The following is a 19,828-nucleotide window of genomic DNA, read 5'->3' as shown; positions in this document are numbered from 1 at the left end:
GGGCGCGCGCCCCGCCCGCGCCGCCCATTTCCAGGAAGGCCAGCCCGCCGCATGAGCATCGCCCGCTACGCCGCCGCGCAGAATGCCGCGGCCTCCCCGCGCGAGATCGAGCTGCGCGCCTTCCGCTACGTCAACGGGCTGCTCGCCGGCGCCGCGGACGTGCCGGCCCGCGCCGCCGCGCTCAGCAAGACGACGCAGCTCTGGTCCATCCTGATCGGCGACCTCTCGCTCGATGCCAACGGGCTGCCGCTGGAGCTGCGGGCGAGGCTCATCTCCCTCGGCCTCTGGGCGCAGCGGGAGGCGGCGGCGCGGATGCTCGACGCGGGCAGCCTGGCGCCGCTGATCGAGCTGCATCGCGACATGATCGCGGGGCTGGAGGCGCAGGCATCGGTCGGCGCCCGGCCCACCTTCCGCGCGGGCGCCGCCTAGGGATGCTGGCCGGCATCGGCGCCCCCGCCGCGCTGGCCATCGCCGAGAGGCAGGGCGAGACGCTGCGCGCCCGCTTCGCGGCGCGGCGCGACAACCAGGCGGATGCGGCGCGCCTGCGCGAACAGGCGGGTCGCATCACCGATGCCGAGGCCCTGCTGCGCGATCGGCGTACGTTGCAACTCGTGCTGGAGTCCTTCCAGCTCGAATCCGAGATCGACAAGCGCGTCACCCTGCGGCGCGTTCTGACGGAGGACCCGTCGGACCCCGCGAGCCTTGCGAACCGGCTTGCCGATCCGCGCTGGCGGGCCTTCGCCAACGCCTTCGCGGAACGCCGGTCGCTGGATGTCGCCCCCGCCGCCCTGGCCGCGACGCCGGCGGCGGATATCCGCAAGCTGGAACGCAACCGTATCGCGGGGCTCGACTTCCTCCAGGTGCAGGCGCTGACGGCGGAGCAGCTCGCCGCGCTGTCCCCTGCGCAGGTCGCCGCCATCTCCACCGACGCGATCGGCGGGATGGATGCGGCGGATGTGGCGGCCCTGACGGCGGAGCAGATCGGTGCGCTCGCTCCCGCGCAGGTGCGGGCGCTGTTCCTGTGGCAGGTGGCGGCCATCGAACCCGCGGACATCGGCGCCCTCGGCACCGCGCAGTTGCGCGCGCTGACACGCGAGCAGGTGGGGGCGCTGACCCCGGCGCAGCTTGGCGCGATGAGCACCGAACAGGTCGCCGCCTTCACCGGGGCGCAGGCCGGCGTGCTGGACGACGCGCAGCTCGGCGCCCTTTCGGCGGAAAAGCGTGCGCTGCTGCGCGCCGCGCCCTTCCTGCCCGACGAGGAACCCGCCGGCGCGCGCCGCCTGCCGCTCGGCGACGCGGCGCTGGTGGATCGCATCGTCGAGGCCGCAATGACGAACCGCTTCGAGAAGGCGATGGGGGAGGCGAGCCCCGGCCTGCGGGAGGCGCTCTATTTTCGCCGCATGGCCGGCCAGGTGACGAGCATCGCCCAGCTGATGAGCGACCGCGCGCTGCTCACCGTCGCGCGCGGCGCGCTCGGCCTGCCCGCCTCCTTCGCGATGCTGCCCTTCGAGCAGCAGCGCGACACACTGGCGCGCAGGCTGGACGTGGCGAAGCTGCAGGACCCGAGGGAGGTGGCGCGGATGGCGCAGCGCTATGTCGCGCAGCTGCAACAGGCGGGGGCGGCCAACCCCGTCCTTTCGCTGTTCGGCGGCGGCGCGGAGGGCCTGCCCGCCCTGGCCGCGCGGCGCGTCTCGCTCAGCCTTTGACGTCGAGCTGCGGCGTCAGCGTCTTCGGCTCCGGGCGTTCGCCGCTGCGATAGGCGGCGATCTCGCGCTCGGAGGGGATGGAGCGGAGGACTTCGCCATCCGCGCCGCGGAACTCGATGACGACCAGGTTCAGCGCGGGGTCGAGGCGCAGCGCCGGGTTGAACTGCGCGGCAAGTTCCGGCGCGGCCGCGGGGAGCGGGGGCGTGGCGGGCTGCGCGGCTTCCGCGCCCTGGCGGGCGGCGGGAACGGGCAGCGCGGCGGTGACGCCGGTGGCGTCGCGGATCATGGGAGAGGGCCTTCGTGCAGGCGCCCTCCTGGCGCCGTGGGTGCCGGACCGTCGCGGGCGATGCGGCGCGGTCGGCGGGGGTCGCAAGATGGGCGACAAGTCTTGCCGAAGTGTTGCCGCCTTCCGCCACTCGCCTGCCTGCGCCCCACGGTGACGCTTCGTCAACCCTCCGCATGGGACCATGCGTCGCGTGCGGTGCGGATCACCCACGGATGCGGCCGGCAGGATGCGGGGGTGCTGCGTGGACATGCTGGAGATGGTGCGACCGCCGGAGATGCACGGGCCGGCAGCCGCCGCGGGGCCGCTGACGGCCACCATCGACATGCTGGAGCAGGACCCGACACGGCCGGAGCACTGGCGGGACTTCGTGGCCGCGCTGGCCGAGGCCGGGTTGCTGGAGGCGGCCTGGCAGGCGCTGGGGCAGGCGGTGGCGCTCGGCCTGCCGCGGGCCACCGCCGGCGCCCTCGAGATCCTGCTGCGGGTCCAGGCTGAGCACGGCGCGCCACGCAACGCACCCGATGCGACGCCCGAGGCGGAACAGCCGCCCGCGCCCGCACGCCCCGCTGCGCCGCCGCCCGGCCTCCTCGCCCATTCGCGCAGGCTGTTCGCGATGTTCCGCCAGGGGCGCCACGCGGATGCCGCGGCGCTGGCCCGGCGCGTGGCGCGGCGCTGGCCGGGCCATGTGGCCGGGCACGAATTCCTTGCCGCCGCGCTGGAGGCCCAGGGTCGCTGGGAGGAGGCGATCCCCCCCGCGCGCCGCATCGTGTCCCTGCTGCCCGGCGACACGGGCGCGCGCATGCGGCTCGACCGGCTGATCGGCGCGCGGGGCGGCGTGGCGGCGCCGGGGCAGGCGGCGGGCTTCGGCACGGCGACCCTGCCGGCCGATGCCGCCCCGGCGGCCGAGGCCTGGCAGCGCGCCAATCGCCTGCACCGCGAGGGCCGGCTGGAGGAGGCGATCGCCGCCTATCGCGAGGCCGATGCCATCTGCCCCGACATAGCGGAACTGAAGCACGCGCTTGCGGCACTGCTGCAGGCAACCGGCCGGCTGGAGGAGAGCAGCGCCGCCCTGGCTCGGGCAGTGGCGCTGAAGCCGGCTTCGCTGCATCTCCGCCAGGCGCATGGCGGCGTGCTGCTGCAACGGCTCCTGCACGAGGAAGCGGCCGCGGCCTTCCGCGAGGCGCTGCGGCTGGACCCCGAGAACGGCGAATCCCTGGTCGGGCTGGCCAGTGCGCTGAAGGTGACGGGTCCGCTGTCGGAAGCGGAGGCCGCCGCGCGGCGCGCCATCGCGCTCGGCGAGGACAGCGTCTCCGCCCATTCCACGCTCGGCCACGTCCTGCAGTTGCAGGGCCGCACCGAGGAGGCACTGGTCTGCTTCCGCGCCGCCCTCTCCCGCGACCCCGAGGACGTCCTCGCCGGCTCCGGCCTGCTGTTCTGCGAGACGCATAGCGGAACAGCGACGCCGGCGGCGCTGTTCCGCGCGCATCGCGCCTATGGCGAGGGGCTGGAGCGGCGGGTCGCGCCGATGCACCACGACCGCCGCGAGCGGCGCCATGCGGGGGCACCGCGGCTCGGCTTCGTGTCGGGCGACCTGCGGGCGCATGCCGTCTCGCATTTCGTGGCCCCCTTCCTGTTCGAGCTGTCGTCGCGGGGGTTCGAGCTGCACGCCTATTCCACCATTCCTTCGGACGACCACGTCAGCGCGCATCTGAAGCGTGCCTTCGCCGGCTGGACGGAAGCGCATTCCCTTCCGGACGAGGGTCTCGCGCAGCGCATCGCGGCGGACCGCATCGACATCCTGTTCGACCTGTCCGGCCACACCGCGCATCACCGCCTGCCGGTCTTCGCACGGCGTGCCGCGCCGGTGCAGGTCAGCTGGATCGGCTATCCCGGCACCACGGGCCTGGCGCGGATGGACTACTTCCTGTGCAACGCGATGCTCGCGCCGCACGGGCTGCTGGAGGCGCAGTTCACCGAGAAGCTGGTGCGCCTTCCCTTCTCCACCGTGTTCGAGCCGTTCCGCTCGGAGCCCGGCGTGGGGCCCCTGCCGGCCCTGGCGAAGGGGCACGTCACCTTCGGCAGCTTCAACCGGCTGAGCAAGGTAACGGCGGAGGTGATCGCGCTCTGGTCGCGCATCCTGCATGCCGTTCCCGACGCGCGGCTGATGGTGGCGGCCATCCCGGATGCGGCGGCCGAGGCGCGGCTGCGTGCCGCCTTCGCCGTGCAGGGCATCGATGCGGCGCGGCTGGTGCTGCACCAGCGGACGGGGTTCGACCGCTACCTCGCCCTGCATGGAGAGGTGGACCTGCTTCTCGACACCTTCCCCTATGCCGGCGGCACCAGCACCTGCTTCGCGCAGTGGATGGGCGTGCCGACGCTGACGCTGGCTGGCGGCACCATGCAGTCGCGCGTCGGCGCGTCGCTGATGGCGCATCTCGGCCTGCACGGCTTCATCGCGGAGTCGGCCGACGACTACGCCGCGAAGGCGGTGGCCTGGGCGGCGCGCCCCGGGCGGCTGGCGGAGATCCGCTCCACGCTCCGCCATCGCCTCGCCCTGGGCATGACCGATGCGCGCCGCGTGGTGGATGGGCTCGAGGTCGCGCTGCACGGCATGTGGCGGCGCTGGTGCCATGGCCTGCCGGCCGAAGGCTTCGACGTCACCCTGCCGACCGGCTCCGTCCTCGACGCCGCGGCGGACGATTGAACCCGAGGAGCATGCCAGGATGGATGGTTTCGCCGCCCCCTTCGCCGCACCGCCGGCCGCGCTGCCCGCCGCGCTGCCGGACATCGCGGCACCCCTGCCCGCCCTGCCCGTCGCCCGCCCGAAGCTGCCGGAGGCCGAGGCGCTGCTCCCCTGGCTGCGGCGCATCGACCGCGCGCGGGTCTATGCCAACTGGGGCCCGCTGAATTCCGAACTCGAACGGCGCCTCGGCGCGCGCTTCGGCGCTTCCGTCGTCACCGTGTCCACCGCCACGGACGGGCTGGTCTGCGCGCTGCGCGCCTCGCTGGAGGACAAGCCGGCGGCGCAGCGGCGCGGGCTCTGCCTGATGCCGGCCTGGACCTTCGTGGCCACTGCCCATGCGGCGCTGGCCGCGGGCCTGACGCCCTGCTTCCTCGACGTGGAGGAGGCGGGCTGGACGCTGACGCCGGACCGCGTGCGCGATGTGCTGCTGCGCAGGATGGCGCGGCAGGGGCCCGGCGCGGCGGAAACGCCGGTGTCCGCCGTCGTCGCGGTGGCCCCCTTCGGCCTGCCCGTGGACCCGCGCCCCTGGGACGACTTCACCGGCCGCACCGGCATCCCCGTTGTGATCGACGCGGCCGCGGCCTTCGACGGGCTCGCGGTCTCGGCCACGCCGGCGGTGGTCTCCATGCATGCCACAAAGACGGTCTGCGCGGGGGAAGGCGGCTTCGTCGCCACCACGGATGCGGACCTCGCGCGGCGGGTCAAGCGCACCGCCAATTTCGGCTTCTTCGGCGCGCGCGTCGCGGAAGTGGCGGGGCTGAACGCGAAGCTCAGCGAGTACCACGCCGCGGTGGGGCTCGCCTCGCTGGAGGCGTGGCCGGGGCGGCGGGCGGAGTACATGGCGGTCGGCCGGCGGCTGCGCGCCGCGCTGGAACCGCTGGGCTGCGCCTTCCTGCCCGGCTTCGCGGAAGGCTGGGTCGGCTCGACCTGCGTGGTGCGCCTGCCGGCCGGGCGCCGTGCCGCCGATGTCGCGCTCGCCCTCGGGCTCGACGGCGTGGCGACGCGGGCCTGGTGGGGCGGGGGGTGCCAGGCGCACCCGGCCTTCGCGCAATGTCCGCGCATGCCGGGCGATGACCCCCTCCCGGTCACGACGCGCCTGGCGGACGGCACGCTCGGCCTGCCCTTCTTCCCGGACATGACCGACGCGCAGCTGCTGCGCGTGGTGGAAGCGATGCAGGCGGCGCTGGGCGACAGCACGCGGCCGGCGCGGGCCGGCGCGTGATGCCCCGCCGCGCGGTCATCATCGGTGGCGGGATCGGCGGCATGGCGGCGGCGCTGCTGCTGGCCGACCGCGGCTTCGCCGTCCGCATCCTGGAAGCCGGCCCGCGTCCCGGCGCAGGGTGGCGGTCGGCGGCGACGGAAGCCGGGCCGGCCGATCTCGGCATCCGTGTCCCGCGCGAGAGCGGCAATGCCCGGGCCGACGCCCTCGTCTTCCATGCCGGCGTCTTCCATGCCGGCGTCTTCCATGCCGGCGCGGCATGTGCCTGGAACCGGCTCGGCGCCGAGCCCTCCCAGGGGCATGTCGCCTGCGGCAGGCTGAACCACGACACGCCCTGCCCCGATGCGCGCATCTTGCCGCCCGTGGTGCTGGCGCGGGCGCGGGCGGAGCTTCTGGCCCGCGCCTTCGACACGGACCCGGCGGGGGCGGCGCCGCATCTCGCGGCGCGGCTCGGGGCGCTGTTCGGCCCGACGCTGCTCGACACGCTGCTGCGCCCCGCCTGCCGCGCGCTGCTCGGCGCCGAGCCGGAGGCGCTGGCCTGGAACGCGGCGCAGGCACGCCTGCCCGCGCGGCTGGTCGTCGCGGACGGGGAGGAGACCGAGCGGCTGCGGCAGATGGGCGCGCTGGGTGCGCGGCTGGCCCATCCCCGGGCTGCCGAAGCGCCGCGCGCTGCCGATGCGCCCGCCTATCTCTACCCGCGGGAGGGCGGGATCGGCCGCTGGACCACGGCGCTGGACGCGGCCCTCTCGGCCGCCGGGGTCGAGGTCCGGTCCGGCGCACGGGTCGCCGCGCTGCGGCATGGCGCCCGGGGCGTGGTGGCGGTGCGGCTGGATGGGGGCGCGGAACTGCCGGCCGACCTTCTCGTCCTCGCCGCCGGGCCGAACGCCCTTCCCTTCCTGCCCGCCCTGCCGGAGGTGACGCTGCCGGCCGCGGCGCGGCTGCTGACGGTCGAGGGCGGCACGGCGCCGGCTCTCCACTGGCTCGCCTCCTACGATCCGGCGACGCCCTTCCTGCGGCTCGGCTTCCCCGACCGGCTGGAAGGCCGGCGGCTTCCGCCCGGCGCACCCTGGCGGATCCTGGCGGAGCTGCCCATCGCGGGCGGCGCGGCGCCGGGCACGCGGGCGCTGGCCGATGCGCTCGCCGGGCTCGGGGTCCTGCCGCGCGGCGCCCGCATCGCGGCCGACAGGCCGGTCGGCGCCGGCCGCTTCGCGGTGGAGACGGTGGAGCTTGCCGCCGCGCGGGAGGCGGCGCTGGCGGAGCTGCGGGGCATTCCCAACCTCGCCGTGCTGCGATCCGCCACGGGCGGTCACGCGCTGGTCGGCGACCTCGTGGCCGATGCCGCGCGGCTGGCCGAGGCGGCGGCACCCGCGATGGCCGCATGAGCCCCGCACCGGAGACCACACGGATGGACCCCGCCCGCCAGGCGCCGCATGCGCGCACGCTCGCCCGCATCCTCGACAGCATCGAGGACCGCTTCGCCACGCTCGGCGCCAGCCCGCAGGGGCTCTGGTGGCCGAATGCGCGGGACCTCGCGCTCCGCTACGAGGTGATGCTGCGCCCGCTTCTGGATGCGCAGCCGGCGCAGCGGCCCACGCTGCTGGACTTCGGCTGCGGCGCCGGCTTCCTGCCGGACTGGCTGGCGGCCAACGGGCTGCTCGACCGCGTGGACTACACCGGCATCGACATCAGCGCCCCGGTGCTGGCGGCAGCGCGCGCGCGGTGGCCGGGGCTGCGCTTCCTGCAGGCCGACATCCTTGCGGCAGGGGTGCCCGCGCCGTTGCAGGGCGGGCGCTACGACGCCGTGCTGGCCTGCGGCATCTTCACCTGCCGCTTCGCCAACAGCCACGCGGAGATGCTGGCCTATGCGGAAGCCAGCCTCGCGGCCCTGTGGCGCAGCACCCGCCACGGCCTCGCCTTCAACGCGATGAGCAAGCATGTCGACTGGGAACGCGAGGACCTGTTACATTGGGGCGCGGACGAGGTGATGCGCTTCTGCCGCGCGCAACTCGCACGCCATGTCGAGATGCGGGCGGCCTACGGGCTCTGGGAATGCAGCTTCCATGTCTGGCGTGAGGCAAGGCAGCCGGAGTCGCGCCTGCCGGCGGCCTGGCGGGACGTCGCCACCGCATGACCGGCACGCTGCCGCCCTATGCCGACCCGGCCTATGCGACGGCGCTGGCCGCGGCATTCGGCGGCGGGCACCATGCGCTGCGCGTCGCGGCCTGGGGCGGCGCTGCGGTCCTGCTGCGGCCGATCGGCGCGACCGGGCTGGTGGATGCCTGCGGCCCCTATCCCCTGCTTCCCTTCGGGGCGGATTGGGACATCGCTGCGGGGCTGGCGGAGATCGCGGCCGCGGGGGCGGTGAGCCTGGTGGCGGTGGCCGACCCGCTCTCGCCCCCCGGCGCGGCGACGGCCTTCGCCCATCACCGGCCCTACAAGCGCCACCACCTCGTGCTGGACGCGGCGGGCATCTACGCCCCGGCCGCGCACCACCTGCGGCACATCCGCCGCGCCGCCCGGCATGGCGGCGTCGCGGAGGTGCCGGCGGCCGATCGCGTGGATGACTGGCTGCGGCTCCAGGCCGGGCTGGCGGCCCGGCGCGGCTTCACGGGCGGGATGCAGGATTTTCCCCGCGCCACGATCGATGCGCTGGCCGGGCTTGGGCTGCGCGCCTTCGCGGCCTTCCGGGGCGACGCGGTGGTGGCGATGGGGATGTGGTTCCGGCATGGCGGGACGGCGTGGTACCATCTCGGCGCCGCCGATGACGCGGGGCGCGAAGGCGGCGCGGGCCATGCGGTGATGGATTTCGCGATCCGCACCCTGCTGGCCGAGGGCGTGACGCGCATCGTGCTCGGCGGAGGCCTGGCGCCGATCGGCGCTCCACCCTGCGGGCTGGACCGCTTCAAGGCGGGCTTCGGCAATGCGACGCGCCCGAGCCTGCTGCTCGGCGCCGTGCTCGATGCGCGGGCGCATGCGCGGCTTGGCGGCGATGCGGGGGCGGGCTTCTTCCCGCCCTACCGCGCCCCGCGGCCGGCCGCGGCGTGAACCCCCGCCGGCACAGGGCAGACCCGCCCTGCGCAGGATTTGACGGGCCGTCCCGCGGCCCCGAGGATGCGCGGCAGTCCCGTGCCATCCTCCCCATCCCCTTCCGCCGGCCTGGCCGGCCTGCCTGCCATGCTGCTGACAGCCGCCGTCGCCATGGCCGGTGGGGCGCTGTTCTGGTGGCTGCGCATCCCGCTGCCCTGGATGCTCGGGCCGATGATGGCGACCGGGCTGCTGGCCTGGTTCGACCGCGCCACGGTGCCGGCGGCGACGCGGCCCACCGCGCTGCTCGTGCTCGGCCTCGGGCTCGGCCAGACCTTCACCCGCCCGGTGATCGAGGCGCTGGGCCTTGCGCTGCCCTGGCTGGTACTGGGAGCGGTGCTCAGCGTGGCGGCCGGCATCGTGCTGGCGCGCCCCTTCGCGCGCTTCGCCGGGACCGATCCGAAGACCGGCTATTTCGCCGCGGTGCCGGGCGGCGTGGTGGTGATGGCGGTGCTGGCGCAGCGCGCGGGCGTCTCGGTCCCGGCTGTGACGCTGGCGCAGACCATCCGGGTGATGACGGTGGTGGTGGTCGTCCCGCCGCTGATCACCTGGCTCGCCCCGCATGGCGGCGCGGGCGCCTTCCTGGTGGAACGGCCGGAGGTGGTGCTGCCCGGCCTGGCGCTGCTGGTGCCGGCGGGGCTGGCGGTGGCGCTGGCGATGCGGGCGCTGGACTTCGCCAATCCCTGGATGCTGGGCCCCTGCGCCATGGTCATCCTGCTGTCGGCCTTCGGGCTGCTGCCGTCCGGCGTGCCGCTCTGGATGATCGACGCCGCGCAGATCGGCATGGGCGCGTCGCTCGGCCAGCGGATGACGCGGCGCTTCATCCTGTCCGCGCGGCGGCTGGTGGTCGCCTCGGCGGTCACCACCGTGCTGCTCTCGGCCCTGCTGGCGCTGCTCGCGGCCGGGCTGGCGGGGCTTGCGGGACTGCCGGCGGCGGCGGCCATCCTCGGCATGGCGCCGGGCGGCATGCCGGAGATGACCATCACCGCCAAGGCGCTGGAAGTGGGCGTGCCGCTGGTGCTGGGCTTCCACCTGGTGCGGCAGGTGGCCTGCAACCTGCTGGTCGGCCCCGTCTGGACGCTGGCGCGGAAGCTGGGGCTGTTCGCCTAGCCCGCGGCGCGGCGCAGCAGGACCAGCACGCCCTGCACCCCCTCGCCACGTTCCTCTCGCAGCACGGCCGGCTGACGCGCCAGGACGTGCAGGCCCGTCCCTTCCGCCAGTGCCGCGACATGGTCGGGATCGTGCCGGTAGCGCAGGCCGGGGCCGAGGGCGAAGGGCGCGCCCTGCCCGGCCTCCACGCTGAAGGCCATCCAGCCGCCAGGCGCCAGCGCGCCGGCCGCCGCCGAGAGCGCCGGGCCGAGGTCGCCGAGGTAGTTCAGCACATCCGCCGCCACCACCAGATCGAAGGCCGCCTTCCGCCGCGGCAGCCAATCCAGCAGGTCCGCCTCCTCCAGCGCCTGGTAGAGACCGCGCCGCCGCGCTTCCTCCAGCATGCGCGGCGACAGGTCGAGCCCGGTCAGGCGCTGCGCGAAGGGCGCCAGCGCCACCCCGGACAGGCCCGTCCCGCAGCCGAGGTCGAGTACCCGGCGCGAGCGATCCGGCGCCACGCCATGCGCCTCCAGCAGCGCCGCGAGCAGGGCGGGGGTCCGGTAGGCAAGCCTGCCTTCGAGTTCCGCATCGAAGCGGGGGGCATACTGGTCGAACAGGTCGCGCACATAGGCGGCCGGCGCACGGTCCGGCGCGGCTTCCTCGCCCAGGGCGGCAAGGAGGAAGCGCGCCTGGGCGGCCAGGGCGGGCGCGAGGCCGGGGCGGGCCAGGGCCCGCCGCGCCGCCTCCGCCGCGCCGGGCTCGCCTGCCTCGCGCCGGGCATGGGCGAGGGCGAGCCAGGGTTCCGGCGCGTCCGGCGCCAGTTCGGCCGCGCGCAGCAGGGGGGCCAGCGCGGCACGGGCTTCACCCGCGCCGCACAGCGCCTGGCCGAGGTTGCGCAGGCTCACCACATCATCCGGGCGGCGCGCCAGCGCGGCGCGCAGGACCGGCACGGCATGGTCCAGCCGCCCCGCTTCCGCCAGCGCGGCGCCGTGATTGGCCAGGTAGACCGGGCTGTCCGGCATGGTCGCGACCGCGCGGGACGACAGGTCCAGCGCCGCCGCAAGGTCGCCGCGCTGGCGCGCGAGCACGCCGAGGAGGTTCAGCGCGTTGCCGTCGGCCGGCCGCAGCGCCAGCACCCGGCGGTACAGCCGTTCCGCCGCGCCGAGGTCGCCGCGCCGGTGCCGCGCCGCGCCTTCGCGCAGAAGGTCGTCAGGCGAGGCTTGCGCCATCGGGTTGGACTCCGCGAATGTGGCAGGACATGCCCGCCCCGATCGGATCGCTGGTGAGGCCCGGGCGCGACCTGCGGGTGGATGTACTGCGGGGAATCGCGCTCTGGTTCATCTTCGTCGACCACACGCCCGGCAATCTGCTGGGACAGGCGACGCTGCGCAACGTGGCCTTCTGCGACGCGACGGAGTTCTTCGTGCTGCTGGCCGGCTATGCCGGGGGCATCGCCTATGGCCGCATGCTGGAACGCGAGGGCTGGCTGCGGGCCGCGGGGCGCGTGGCCGGGCGGGTCGGCACGCTGTATGTCGCCCACATCTTCCTGTTCGTGGTGTTCACGGCGCAGGTCGGTTTCTCGGCCGCCGCGCTGGACCAGGCCGCCTACCTCGACGAGTTGCAGCTGGACCCCTTCGGGCAGGAGCCCTACCGCGCCCTGCTGGAGGCGCTGCTGCTCCGCTACCAGCCGGCCTTCCTGGACATCCTGCCGCTCTACATCGTGCTGCTGGCCATGTTCGTGCCGGCCCTGCCGCTGCTGGCGCGGCCGGGGCTGCTGCTGGCGCTGTCCGCCACGCTGTATGTCGCCGCGCGGCTGCTGGACTGGGAATTGCCGAGCTGGACCGGATCGGGCTGGTTCTTCAACCCGCTCGCCTGGCAGTTCCTGTTCGCCATCGGCGTGGCGCTGGCGCGGGCGGACCCGCAGCGCCTGGCGCGGCTGCTGCCCTGGAACCGCGGCATGGCCGTGCTCGGGCTGCTCGCCATGGCCGGCACGGCGCTGCTGCTCAACCTCGTCTGGCACGGGCCGTTCCGGGGGGTGGAGGCGCCGGAATGGCTGGCTTCCGCCCTGTCGAGCGTGGACAAGACCGGCCTGCACCCGGCGCGCCTCGCCTCCGTCCTGTTCCTCACCTGGCTGCTCGGGCACCTGATCCCGGCCGGATCCGGCTGGCTGAACGGCGCCTTGGCGGCGCCCTTCGCCCTGATGGGGCAGCACAGCCTGCCCGTCTTCTGCGCCGGCATCTTCCTGTCCTTCCTGGGCCGGCTGGCGATCGAGGCCTCGGCCGGGGCGGCCATGCAGGTGGCGGTCAACCTGGCCGGGCTCGCGGCGCTGATCCTCGTCGGCATCGTCTCCGCCTGGTACGCGGAAGGCGGGCGGGGCCGCAAAGGCGCCTTGCCCGCCCCTGCTCAGGGGGCTAGGCCATGACCACTATGCGCGCACTGCCACCCTTGCTGCTGCCGGCGGTCGCCCTGGGGCTGGCGCTGCTCGGGGCCGGGGTGGCGCGCGCGGAGCCGCCGGGCTGCGGCGCGCCGCCGGAAATGCTGGAAGCCGCCCCGCTGCCCGGCGCCTTCGCCGCCCTCGCACGCGGGGAATTGCGGGTGATGGTCGTCGGCAGCGCATCGACCGAGGCGGGCGGCACCTCGGGCCCGAACGCCACCTGGCCGGAACGCCTGCGCAGCGTGCTCGGTGCGCGCGTCTCTCCGGCCTCCGTGCAGGTCCGGGTGTTCGGCGGGCGCGGGACCACGGCGGCCGACCACGCCCGCATCATCGCGGAACAGGCGCCCCGGCTGCGCCCCCACCTCATCGTCTGGCAGCTCGGCACGGTCGAGGCCGCGCGCGGATTGCCGGCCGATGACATGTCGGACACGGTGCAGGAGACGATCGCGCGGCTCCGGGCCACCCGGGGGGAACGGACCGACGTGATCCTCATGGACCCGCAATTCTCCCGCTTCTTCCGGGCCAATGCCGATGTGGAGACCTACCGCGACCGCCTGCGGCTGGCGGCGGCGGCCGGCGGGGCGCAGCTGTTCAGCCGCTGGACCATCATGAAGCACTGGGCCGAGACGGAACGGCTGGACCTGGAACGGGCAGCGCGGGGCCAGAGGGTGGCGGTGGCGGACGAACTCCACGACTGCCTCGCACGGGCACTGACGGAATTCATCCTTGCCGGTACGCTGCACCACCGCTGAGATCGATCCTTGCGGAAACCGAGACCCGATGCCTATGTGTGACGTCATGTCGATGGGGCATCAAACGGGCGAGAGGCACGGCGTGGGTCGGCCTCTGCCAGACGCCGGCATCGCCGTTCCGGCGCATGATGGGGGCCATCTGACGTCCGTGGCGGCTGAGGACCTCTCGCTGTCACCCGCCCCCGCTCACGCCTGCCGCCCATGACGGCCCGGAACAGGCGCCGCCGCATCGCGGAACCCGGGGCCGCCCCGGACGCTCCTGCGGGTATGAGCGCCAACCTCCAGACGATGGGCGCCCCGGCCCAAGGGGCGGCGCCCCTGCCACCGGGCCTGCCGCGCGACCCTGGCGAGGCGGCGTTCGACCGCTGGCTGCAACGCGAACTGTCGCGGCTCTACGACGCCGCGCTGTCCGAGCCGGTGCCGGACGACCTGCTGCGGCTGCTCAAGGAAACCGAGCGCAAATAGGCCGTGCCGCCATGCGCCCGAAGCGGTGGCTTCGTGGCGGCCATGTGGTGGCCAGGCGCATTCGGGAAATGGTCGGTGGACAGGTCCGCTGCAATCAATCCATCAGTGCGATGCGAAGCGCCTCACGCGCGCGGGAAAGCCGCGACCTGACAGTTCCCACGGGGATGCCGAGCACCCGCGCGGCCTCGCCGTAGTCCACCCCTTCCACGACCACCAGCCACAGGGCTTCGCGCTGCGGCTGCGGCAGGCGCAGGAAGGCGGAGGCGAGGTCGCGCATGTGCTGCCGTTCCTCCTGCCCGCCCGAGATGCCGGGGTGGAATTGCCCGGCCTCGCCGAGGAGCGGCGCATTGCGCAGGCGCCGCAGTTCGGCGTTGCGGGCGTTGCGCAGGATCACGAACAGCCAGGCGCGCAGGTTCGTTCCGGGCGTGAACTGCCGCCGCGCCGCGATCGCGCGCAGCACCGTCTCCTGCACCAGGTCGTCGGCCGCTTCCGCCGGGCGCATCAGCACCCGCGCGAAGCGCCGCAGGCGCGGCAGTTCCCGCGCAACCTCCGCCGCGAAGAGCTCCGGCGGCATCTCCCGCCTGCGTCCATCCACTACCAAACGCTCCCATCCGGCGCGGGTCGTCTTCGGCGGGCAGCGTATCGCGTTGGACGCGGCAGGGGGACGACGCCGAGGGACCCGGCGGCAACAACGTTTCGTCAGCGCAAGCGGGACGGCGCGCGGCGCGTCAGAACAGGCCGATGATGTTCCCGTCAGCGTCTATGCCGATGCCTTCCGCCGCTGGACGCCGGGGCAGCCCGGGCATCGTCATGATCTCCCCGCAGACCGCGACGACGAAGCCTGCGCCCGCGGAAAGCCTGACATCGCGCACCGGCAGCACATGGCCGGTGGGCGCGCCAAGCGCCGTCGGATCGGCGCTGAAGCTGTATTGCGTCTTGGCGACGCAGACCGGCAGCCCGCCGAATCCCTCCGCTTCCCATCGCGCGAGGCGCTGCATCACATTCGCGGGGATCGCGACATCGGAGGCGCGGTAGATCTCCCGCGCGATGGTGCGCAACTTCTCCGCGAGCGGCATCGCATCCGGATAGAGCGGGGCGAACCGCGCCGCCCCCCCGGCGATCCGCGCCTGCACCGCGCGCGCAAGTCCGATCGCCCCCTTCGCGCCATCGCCCCAATGCGTGCAGACCACCGCCTCGGTGTCGAGCCGCGCCATCGCCTGGCGCACGGCACCGATCTCCGCATCCGTGTCGGATGTGAAGCGGTTCAGCGCGACCACCACGGGCAGGCCGAACTTGTGCATGTTCTCGACATGGCGGGCGAGGTTCACCACCCCGCGCTCCACCGCCGCCACGTCCTCGCGCCCCAGATCGGCCTTCGCGACGCCGCCATGCATCTTCAGCGCGCGCACGGTGGCTACGACGACGCAGGCCGCGGGGGCGAGCCCGGCGAGGCGGCACTTGATGTCGAGGAACTTCTCCGCGCCGAGATCGGCGCCGAAGCCGGCTTCCGTCACCACCACCTCGGCAAGGCCGAGCCCGAGCCGCGTGGCGACGACGCTGTTGCAGCCATGCGCGATGTTGGCGAAGGGCCCGCCATGCACCAGCGCGGGCGATCCCTCGATGGTCTGCACGAGGTTGGGGGCGAGCGCGTCGCGCAGCAGCACGGCCATCGCGCCGTCCGCCTTGATGTCGCGCGCCGTTACCGCCTTCCCCTCCCGCGTGCGGCCGACGATCATGCGGCCGAGCCTGTCCTGCAGCTCCGCCAGGTCACGCGCGAGGCAGAAGGCCGCCATGACCTCGGACGCGACGGTGATGTCGAAGCCGTCTTCCCGCACCACGCCCTGCGTCGGCCCGCCCATGCCGACAACAGTGCTCCGCAGGTTGCGGTCGTTCATGTCCATCGCACGCCGCCAGCTGACGCGGCGCGGGTCCAGCGCGAGCTCGTTTCCCCAGTAGAGGTGGTTGTCCACCATGGCGGCGAGCAGGTTGTTGGCGCTGGTGATGGCGTGGAAGTCGCCGGTGAAGTGAAGGTTGATGTCCTCCATCGGCAGCACCTGCGCGTAGCCGCCGCCGGTCGCCCCGCCCTTCACGCCGAAGCAGGGGCCGAGCGACGGTTCCCGCAGGCAGATCATCGTGCGCGTGCCCAGCGCGTTCAGCGCGTCGCCGAGGCCGACGGTCGTGGTGGTCTTGCCCTCGCCCGCCGGGGTCGGGCTGATGCCGGTGACCAGCACCAGCGCGCCCGGCGGCCGGGCCGAGGCTTCGGCGACGAAGGCGGGCGAGACCTTGGCCTTGTGCTTCCCGTAAGGTTCCAGCGCCTCGTCCGGGATGCCGGCCCGGGCGGCGATCTCGGCGATCGGCCGCAGGGTTGCGGCGCGCGCGATCTCGAGGTCGGTGGGCATGGGCGGCATCTCCCGGTTCGTTCGAAGGGCGATTAACCGGGCCGCGGGGGGCGGGCAAGGCGCCGCCCCCGCCCCACGCTCAATCCGCGCGGATGTCGTAGTCCCGCACCACCTGCGCCCAGGTCTCCATCTGCCGATCGAGGAAAGCGCCGAACTCCTCGGGCGAGGAGACGACGAGGTCCACCCCCATCGGGCCGGTGGCGCGGGCCACCACCTCGGGCTGGGCATAGGCGCGGGCGAGCGCGCCGTGGAAGCGGCGCAGGATCTCGTCCGGCACGCCGGCGGGACCGACCACGGCCCAGAAGGCGCGCGCATCGATGCCGGCGATGCCCTGTTCCTGCACCGTCGGCACGTCGGGCAGCGCGGGGCTGCGAGTCGCGCTGGTCTGCGCCAGCGGCCGCAGCGTGGTGTTCACCTGGCCGAGCAGCCCGGCATTGGACGCCATCGCCATGTCGGTCTGCCCCGCCATGGCGGAGGTCGTCATCGCGCTGCCGCCGCGGAAGGGAACATGCACGATCTGGAAGCCGCCGCGGCGCTGCATCAGCGTCATCGTCAGGTGCGACAGGCTGCCATTGCCGACGGTGCCGTAGGTGACCGTGTCCGGCGCGCGGCGCGCGGCCGCGATCATGTCGCGCAGGTCCCGCCAGGGTCGCTGGAGGTTGCAGGCGATGACCATGGGGGAGGTCGCGACCAGCATCACCGGCACCAGGTCGCGCCGCGTGTCGAAGCCGATGTTCTGGATCAGCGCGGGGTTGGAGGCATGGGTGTCGAACACCACCCCCCAGGTCTGGCCGTCCGGCGCAGCCCGCGCCACCACCTGCGTGCCGAGCGCGCCGGAAGCGCCGGGCCGGTTCTCCACCACCACCGGCACGCCGAGTTCGGTCGACAGGTGCGGCTGGGCCAGCCGCGCGATGGTGTCCAGGCTGCCGCCCGGCGGGAAGGGCACCACCAGGCGGATCGGCCCGTTCGGCCAGCGCGCCTGGGCGCGCGCGGCGTGGGGCGCGGCCAGGGCGGCAGCGCCCGCGGCGAGGATAGCGCGGCGGTTCGTGGTCATGGCGTGTCCCCGTTGGTGAATCGGTCCAGCATCTCCGGCAGGATGCCGCCGGCGCGCCAGGTCGCAAGTTCCTGCCGGTTGTCGAGCCGCGCACGCAACGCGCAGCCCTGCGCGTCGCCCCCGCCGCGCCGGATGACCAGCCGCAGCCCGCCGCCCGGCGCCAACGCACCGAGCCCCTCGATGTCCAGCACCTCGGTGCCGTCCAGGGCAGGCGCCTCGCCGGCGAATTCCAGCGGCAGCACCCCCATGCTGACGAGGTTGGAGCGGTGGATGCGCTCGAAGCCCCGCGCCAGCACGGCGCGGATGCCGAGCAGCCGCGTGCCCTTGGCCGCCCAGTCGCGCGACGAGCCGGTGCCGTAGTCGCGTCCCGCGACCACCACCAGCGGCACGCCTTCCGCGGCGTAGCGCGCGGCGGCGTCCGGGACCTCCAGCACCTCGCCCGAGGGAAGGTGGCGCGTGACGCCGCCGCGCCGCCCGCCGGCGAGCGCATTCTCCAGCCGCGGATGGGCGAAGGTGCCGCGCAGCATCACCTCATGGTTCGCGCGGCGCTGGCCGTAGGCGGAGAGATCCCCGGCCCGCACGCCGCGCGCGCCGAGATGCCGCCCGGCGGGCGAGCCGGGCGGGATGGCGTTGACCGGGGAGATGTGGTCGGTCGTCACACCGTCGCCGAGCAGCAGCAGCGGCCGCGCGCGGCGGATATCCGCCGCCGGGTCGAAGCCCGGCAGGTCGAGGAAGGGGGGGCGGCGGATGTAGTCGCTCCCCTCCTCCCAGGCGAAGCGCGCTTTGCCCGCGCCGGGCAGCGCGCGCCAGGCGGCGTCCGGCTCGAACAGGCCGGCATAGGCTTCGGCGAAGGCGGCGGGCGTCAGCACGCGCCGTGCCAGGGCCGCGACCTCCGCCGAATCGGGCCAGATGTCGCGCAGGAAGACGGGCGCGCCGTCGCGCCCGGTGCCGAGCGGCTCTCGCGTCAGGTCGCGGGCGACGGTGCCGGCCAGCGCATAGGCCACGACCAGCGGCGGCGAGGCGAGCCAGGCGAAGCGCGCGGCGGGGTGGATGCGGCCCTCGAAGTTGCGGTTGCCGGACAGCACGGCGCAGGTGGCCACCCCTTCCTCGCGGGTCGCGGCCTCGACGCCCTCGGCCAGCGGCCCGGAATTGCCCGAACAGGTGGCGCAGCCGAAGCCCGCCAGGTGGAAGCCCAGGGCGTCGAGGTCGCGTTGCAGCCCGCTCTCCTCCAGGTAGCGCGCCACCACGCGCGACCCCGGCGTGAGCGACGGCTTCACCCAGGCCGGCAGCGTCAGCCCGCGCGCCACCGCGTTGCGCGCCAGCAGCCCCGCGCGGATCATCACGTCCGGGTTGGAGGTGTTGGTGCAGGAGGTGATGGCCGCGATCACCACCGCGCCATCGGGAATGGCGGCCGCCTTCGCCCCGGGCGCGGCGGCGCGGTGCGCGGCCGCGACCTCGTCCAGGGGCACGCGCTCATGCGGGCGGCGGGGCCCGGCGAGGCAGGGGCGCACCGCGCCGAGGTCGAGGTCCACCACGCGGGAGAAGCGCGGCTCCGGCGCGCCGGGCTCACGCCACAGGCCCTGCGCGCGCGCATGGTCCTCGACAAGCGCCACATGCGCGGCCTCGCGCCCGGTCAGCGCCAGGTAGTCGCAGGTCAGCCGGTCCACCGGGAAGAAGGCGCAGGTGGCGCCGTATTCCGGCGCCATGTTCGCGAGCGTCGCCCGGTCCGCCACCGCCAGGGCGTGGTCGAGCGCGGGGCCGGTGAATTCGACGAAACGCTCCACCACGCCCGCGCGGCGCAGCAGCTGCGCGAGCGTCAGCACGAGGTCGGTCGCGGTCGCGCCTTCCGGCAGCTGGCCGGTCAGGCGAACGCCCACCACCTCCGGCAGGTTGAAGACCAGCGGCAGGCCGAGCAGTGCGGCTTCCGCCTCGATCCCGCCGACGCCCCAGCCGAGCACGCCGAGCGCGTTCACCATCGTCGTGTGGCTGTCCGTGCCGACCAGCGTCTCCGGGAAGACGAGCGGCGGATCGCCGGGCCCGATCCGGGCGACGCGGGCCAGGTGCTCGATCGCGACCTGGTGCAGGATGCCGCCGCCCGGGGGTGCGACGCGGAAGTTGCGGAAGGCGCCTTCCGCCCAGCGGAGGAAGGCATAGCGTTCGCCGTTGCGCGCGTATTCGCGCGCGACATTCGCGGCCATCGCGCCGGGATGCCCGGCCTGGTCCACCACCAGCGAATGGTCGACGACGAGATCGGCCGGCACCACCGGGTTGACCCGGTCCGGATCGCCGCCGCGTGCCGCGACCGCATCGCGCAGCGCCGCGAGGTCGACCAGGCTCGGGATGCCCGCAAGGTCCTGCAGCAGCACCCGCGACGGGCGGAAGGGGATGCCGCGCTCCGTCGTCTCGCCCCGCCCGACAGCGAGCACCGCCGCGATGTCCTCCGCCGCCGCGCCGCCGCGCAGCAGGTTGTCCAGCACCACGCGCAGCGAGAAGGGCAGCATGGCGAATCCCGCGCCGGCCGCTGCCGCCAGGTCCGCGCAGTGATGCGCCCTGCCGGAGGAGAGGAAGCGCCGGCGGGGGAAGTCGGGATGCGTCATGCG

The 19,828-nt window shown here is 74.6% G+C and carries 17 protein-coding genes; 11 read left to right on the top strand and 6 right to left on the bottom strand.

Translation table 11 applies throughout. The features are described from left to right. Positions 1-51: 51 nt before the first annotated feature. Both ACK8OX_RS06350 and ACK8OX_RS06345 read left to right on the top strand, forming a co-directional pair. Positions 52-429: a flagellar biosynthesis regulator FlaF gene (locus tag ACK8OX_RS06350; RefSeq protein ID WP_430663102.1), complete on the top strand. Its 378-nt coding sequence runs from the start codon at positions 52-54 to the stop codon at positions 427-429. A gap of 2 nt (positions 430-431) precedes the next feature. Next, positions 432-1,706: a DUF1217 domain-containing protein gene (locus ACK8OX_RS06345; protein ID WP_430663101.1), complete on the top strand. Its 1,275-nt coding sequence runs from the start codon at positions 432-434 to the stop codon at positions 1,704-1,706. On the opposite strand, the gene ACK8OX_RS06340 is transcribed toward ACK8OX_RS06345, so the two are convergent. Next, a complete protein-coding gene (locus ACK8OX_RS06340; protein WP_430663100.1) occupies positions 1,696-1,992 on the bottom strand; it encodes a hypothetical protein in 297 nt (98 codons plus the stop codon). The genes ACK8OX_RS06345 and ACK8OX_RS06340 overlap by 11 nt on opposite strands. Before the next feature lie 247 nt (positions 1,993-2,239). On the opposite strand from ACK8OX_RS06340, the gene ACK8OX_RS06335 reads away from it, so the two are divergent. The 6 genes from ACK8OX_RS06335 (at position 2,240) to ACK8OX_RS06310 (ending at position 10,145) form a co-directional block, all read left to right on the top strand. Further along, positions 2,240-4,693 (top strand): tetratricopeptide repeat protein, encoded by a 2,454-nt coding sequence (locus tag ACK8OX_RS06335; RefSeq protein WP_430663205.1) that lies wholly within the window; start codon positions 2,240-2,242, stop codon positions 4,691-4,693. Between the two features lie 19 nt (positions 4,694-4,712). After that, the gene (locus tag ACK8OX_RS06330) at positions 4,713-5,954 is read left to right on the top strand and encodes a DegT/DnrJ/EryC1/StrS family aminotransferase (RefSeq protein ID WP_430663099.1); all 1,242 of its coding nucleotides are present in this window, start codon (positions 4,713-4,715) and stop codon (positions 5,952-5,954) included. Then, positions 5,954-7,333: an FAD-dependent oxidoreductase gene (locus ACK8OX_RS06325; RefSeq protein ID WP_430663098.1), complete on the top strand. Its 1,380-nt coding sequence runs from the start codon at positions 5,954-5,956 to the stop codon at positions 7,331-7,333. Before ACK8OX_RS06330 ends, ACK8OX_RS06325 begins: the two co-directional genes overlap by 1 nt. A 23-nt stretch (positions 7,334-7,356) precedes the next feature. Further along, complete coding sequence (locus ACK8OX_RS06320) at positions 7,357-8,082, top strand: class I SAM-dependent methyltransferase (protein WP_430663097.1); 726 nt, start codon at positions 7,357-7,359, stop codon at positions 8,080-8,082. Next, complete coding sequence (locus ACK8OX_RS06315) at positions 8,079-8,996, top strand: GNAT family N-acetyltransferase (protein ID WP_430663096.1); 918 nt, start codon at positions 8,079-8,081, stop codon at positions 8,994-8,996. The genes ACK8OX_RS06320 and ACK8OX_RS06315 overlap by 4 nt, the downstream gene beginning before the upstream one ends. Before the next feature lie 129 nt (positions 8,997-9,125). Further along, positions 9,126-10,145 carry an AbrB family transcriptional regulator gene (locus ACK8OX_RS06310; RefSeq protein WP_430663095.1) on the top strand — a complete coding sequence of 340 codons (1,020 nt, stop codon included), beginning with the start codon at positions 9,126-9,128 and terminating at the stop codon, positions 10,143-10,145. Here ACK8OX_RS06310 and ACK8OX_RS06305 read toward each other — a convergent pair. Continuing rightward, positions 10,142-11,353, bottom strand: a complete 1,212-nt coding sequence (locus ACK8OX_RS06305; protein ID WP_430663094.1) for a methyltransferase domain-containing protein — start codon at positions 11,351-11,353, stop codon at positions 10,142-10,144. The genes ACK8OX_RS06310 and ACK8OX_RS06305 overlap by 4 nt on opposite strands. Before the next feature lie 29 nt (positions 11,354-11,382). Here ACK8OX_RS06305 and ACK8OX_RS06300 point away from each other — a divergent pair, with 29 nt between their 5' ends. The 3 genes from ACK8OX_RS06300 to ACK8OX_RS06290 all read left to right on the top strand — a co-directional run bounded on the left by ACK8OX_RS06300 (position 11,383) and on the right by ACK8OX_RS06290 (position 13,775). Next, on the top strand, positions 11,383-12,546 hold the full coding sequence (locus ACK8OX_RS06300) for an OpgC family protein (RefSeq protein ID WP_430663093.1): 1,164 nt from the start codon (positions 11,383-11,385) through the stop codon (positions 12,544-12,546). Next, positions 12,543-13,310, top strand: a complete 768-nt coding sequence (locus tag ACK8OX_RS06295; RefSeq protein ID WP_430663092.1) for an SGNH/GDSL hydrolase family protein — start codon at positions 12,543-12,545, stop codon at positions 13,308-13,310. Before ACK8OX_RS06300 ends, ACK8OX_RS06295 begins: the two co-directional genes overlap by 4 nt. Before the next feature lie 267 nt (positions 13,311-13,577). Further along, positions 13,578-13,775, top strand: a complete 198-nt coding sequence (locus ACK8OX_RS06290; RefSeq protein WP_430663091.1) for a NepR family anti-sigma factor — start codon at positions 13,578-13,580, stop codon at positions 13,773-13,775. Between the two features lie 94 nt (positions 13,776-13,869). Here the strand turns inward: ACK8OX_RS06290 and ACK8OX_RS06285 are convergent, their stop codons facing one another. The 4 genes from ACK8OX_RS06285 to acnA form a co-directional block, all read right to left on the bottom strand. Next, positions 13,870-14,370, bottom strand: coding sequence for an RNA polymerase sigma factor (locus ACK8OX_RS06285; protein WP_430663090.1), 501 nt, complete (start codon positions 14,368-14,370; stop codon positions 13,870-13,872). A 133-nt stretch (positions 14,371-14,503) separates the two neighbouring features. Continuing rightward, a complete protein-coding gene (locus ACK8OX_RS06280) occupies positions 14,504-16,174 on the bottom strand; it encodes a formate--tetrahydrofolate ligase (protein ID WP_430663089.1) in 1,671 nt (556 codons plus the stop codon). Positions 16,175-16,253: 79 nt separating this feature from the next. Continuing rightward, complete coding sequence (locus tag ACK8OX_RS06275) at positions 16,254-17,228, bottom strand: tripartite tricarboxylate transporter substrate binding protein (RefSeq protein WP_430663088.1); 975 nt, start codon at positions 17,226-17,228, stop codon at positions 16,254-16,256. Next, a complete protein-coding gene (acnA, locus tag ACK8OX_RS06270) occupies positions 17,225-19,825 on the bottom strand; it encodes an aconitate hydratase AcnA (RefSeq protein ID WP_430663087.1) in 2,601 nt (866 codons plus the stop codon). The genes ACK8OX_RS06275 and acnA overlap by 4 nt, the downstream gene beginning before the upstream one ends. Positions 19,826-19,828 lie beyond the last annotated feature (3 nt).

The sequence above is a fragment of the Falsiroseomonas sp. CW058 genome (assembly GCF_050563535.1).
In the GTDB taxonomy this organism is placed as follows: Bacteria; Pseudomonadota; Alphaproteobacteria; order Acetobacterales; family Acetobacteraceae; genus Falsiroseomonas.
Note: the sequence above shows the minus strand (reverse complement) of the source record. Positions and strands in the feature narration are given on the sequence as shown.

Bases quoted from the DNA above. Each gene is read 5' to 3' on its own strand.
- ACK8OX_RS06310 (WP_430663095.1), top strand. From the start codon at position 9,126: ATGCTGCTGACAGCCGCCGTCGCCATGGCCGGTGGGGCGCTGTTCTGG.
- ACK8OX_RS06290 (WP_430663091.1), top strand. From the start codon at position 13,578: ATGAGCGCCAACCTCCAGACGATGGGCGCCCCGGCCCAAGGGGCGGCG.
- ACK8OX_RS06335 (WP_430663205.1), top strand. From the start codon at position 2,240: ATGCTGGAGATGGTGCGACCGCCGGAGATGCACGGGCCGGCAGCCGCC.
- ACK8OX_RS06315 (WP_430663096.1), top strand. From the start codon at position 8,079: ATGACCGGCACGCTGCCGCCCTATGCCGACCCGGCCTATGCGACGGCG.
- ACK8OX_RS06300 (WP_430663093.1), top strand. From the start codon at position 11,383: ATGCCCGCCCCGATCGGATCGCTGGTGAGGCCCGGGCGCGACCTGCGG.
- ACK8OX_RS06295 (WP_430663092.1), top strand. From the start codon at position 12,543: ATGACCACTATGCGCGCACTGCCACCCTTGCTGCTGCCGGCGGTCGCC.
- ACK8OX_RS06345 (WP_430663101.1), top strand. From the start codon at position 432: ATGCTGGCCGGCATCGGCGCCCCCGCCGCGCTGGCCATCGCCGAGAGG.
- ACK8OX_RS06330 (WP_430663099.1), top strand. From the start codon at position 4,713: ATGGATGGTTTCGCCGCCCCCTTCGCCGCACCGCCGGCCGCGCTGCCC.
- ACK8OX_RS06350 (WP_430663102.1), top strand. From the start codon at position 52: ATGAGCATCGCCCGCTACGCCGCCGCGCAGAATGCCGCGGCCTCCCCG.
- ACK8OX_RS06275 (WP_430663088.1), bottom strand. From the start codon at position 17,228: ATGACCACGAACCGCCGCGCTATCCTCGCCGCGGGCGCTGCCGCCCTG.
- ACK8OX_RS06340 (WP_430663100.1), bottom strand. From the start codon at position 1,992: ATGATCCGCGACGCCACCGGCGTCACCGCCGCGCTGCCCGTTCCCGCC.
- ACK8OX_RS06305 (WP_430663094.1), bottom strand. From the start codon at position 11,353: ATGGCGCAAGCCTCGCCTGACGACCTTCTGCGCGAAGGCGCGGCGCGG.
- ACK8OX_RS06320 (WP_430663097.1), top strand. From the start codon at position 7,357: ATGGACCCCGCCCGCCAGGCGCCGCATGCGCGCACGCTCGCCCGCATC.
- ACK8OX_RS06280 (WP_430663089.1), bottom strand. From the start codon at position 16,174: ATGCCCACCGACCTCGAGATCGCGCGCGCCGCAACCCTGCGGCCGATC.
- ACK8OX_RS06325 (WP_430663098.1), top strand. From the start codon at position 5,954: ATGCCCCGCCGCGCGGTCATCATCGGTGGCGGGATCGGCGGCATGGCG.
- acnA (WP_430663087.1), bottom strand. From the start codon at position 19,825: ATGACGCATCCCGACTTCCCCCGCCGGCGCTTCCTCTCCTCCGGCAGG.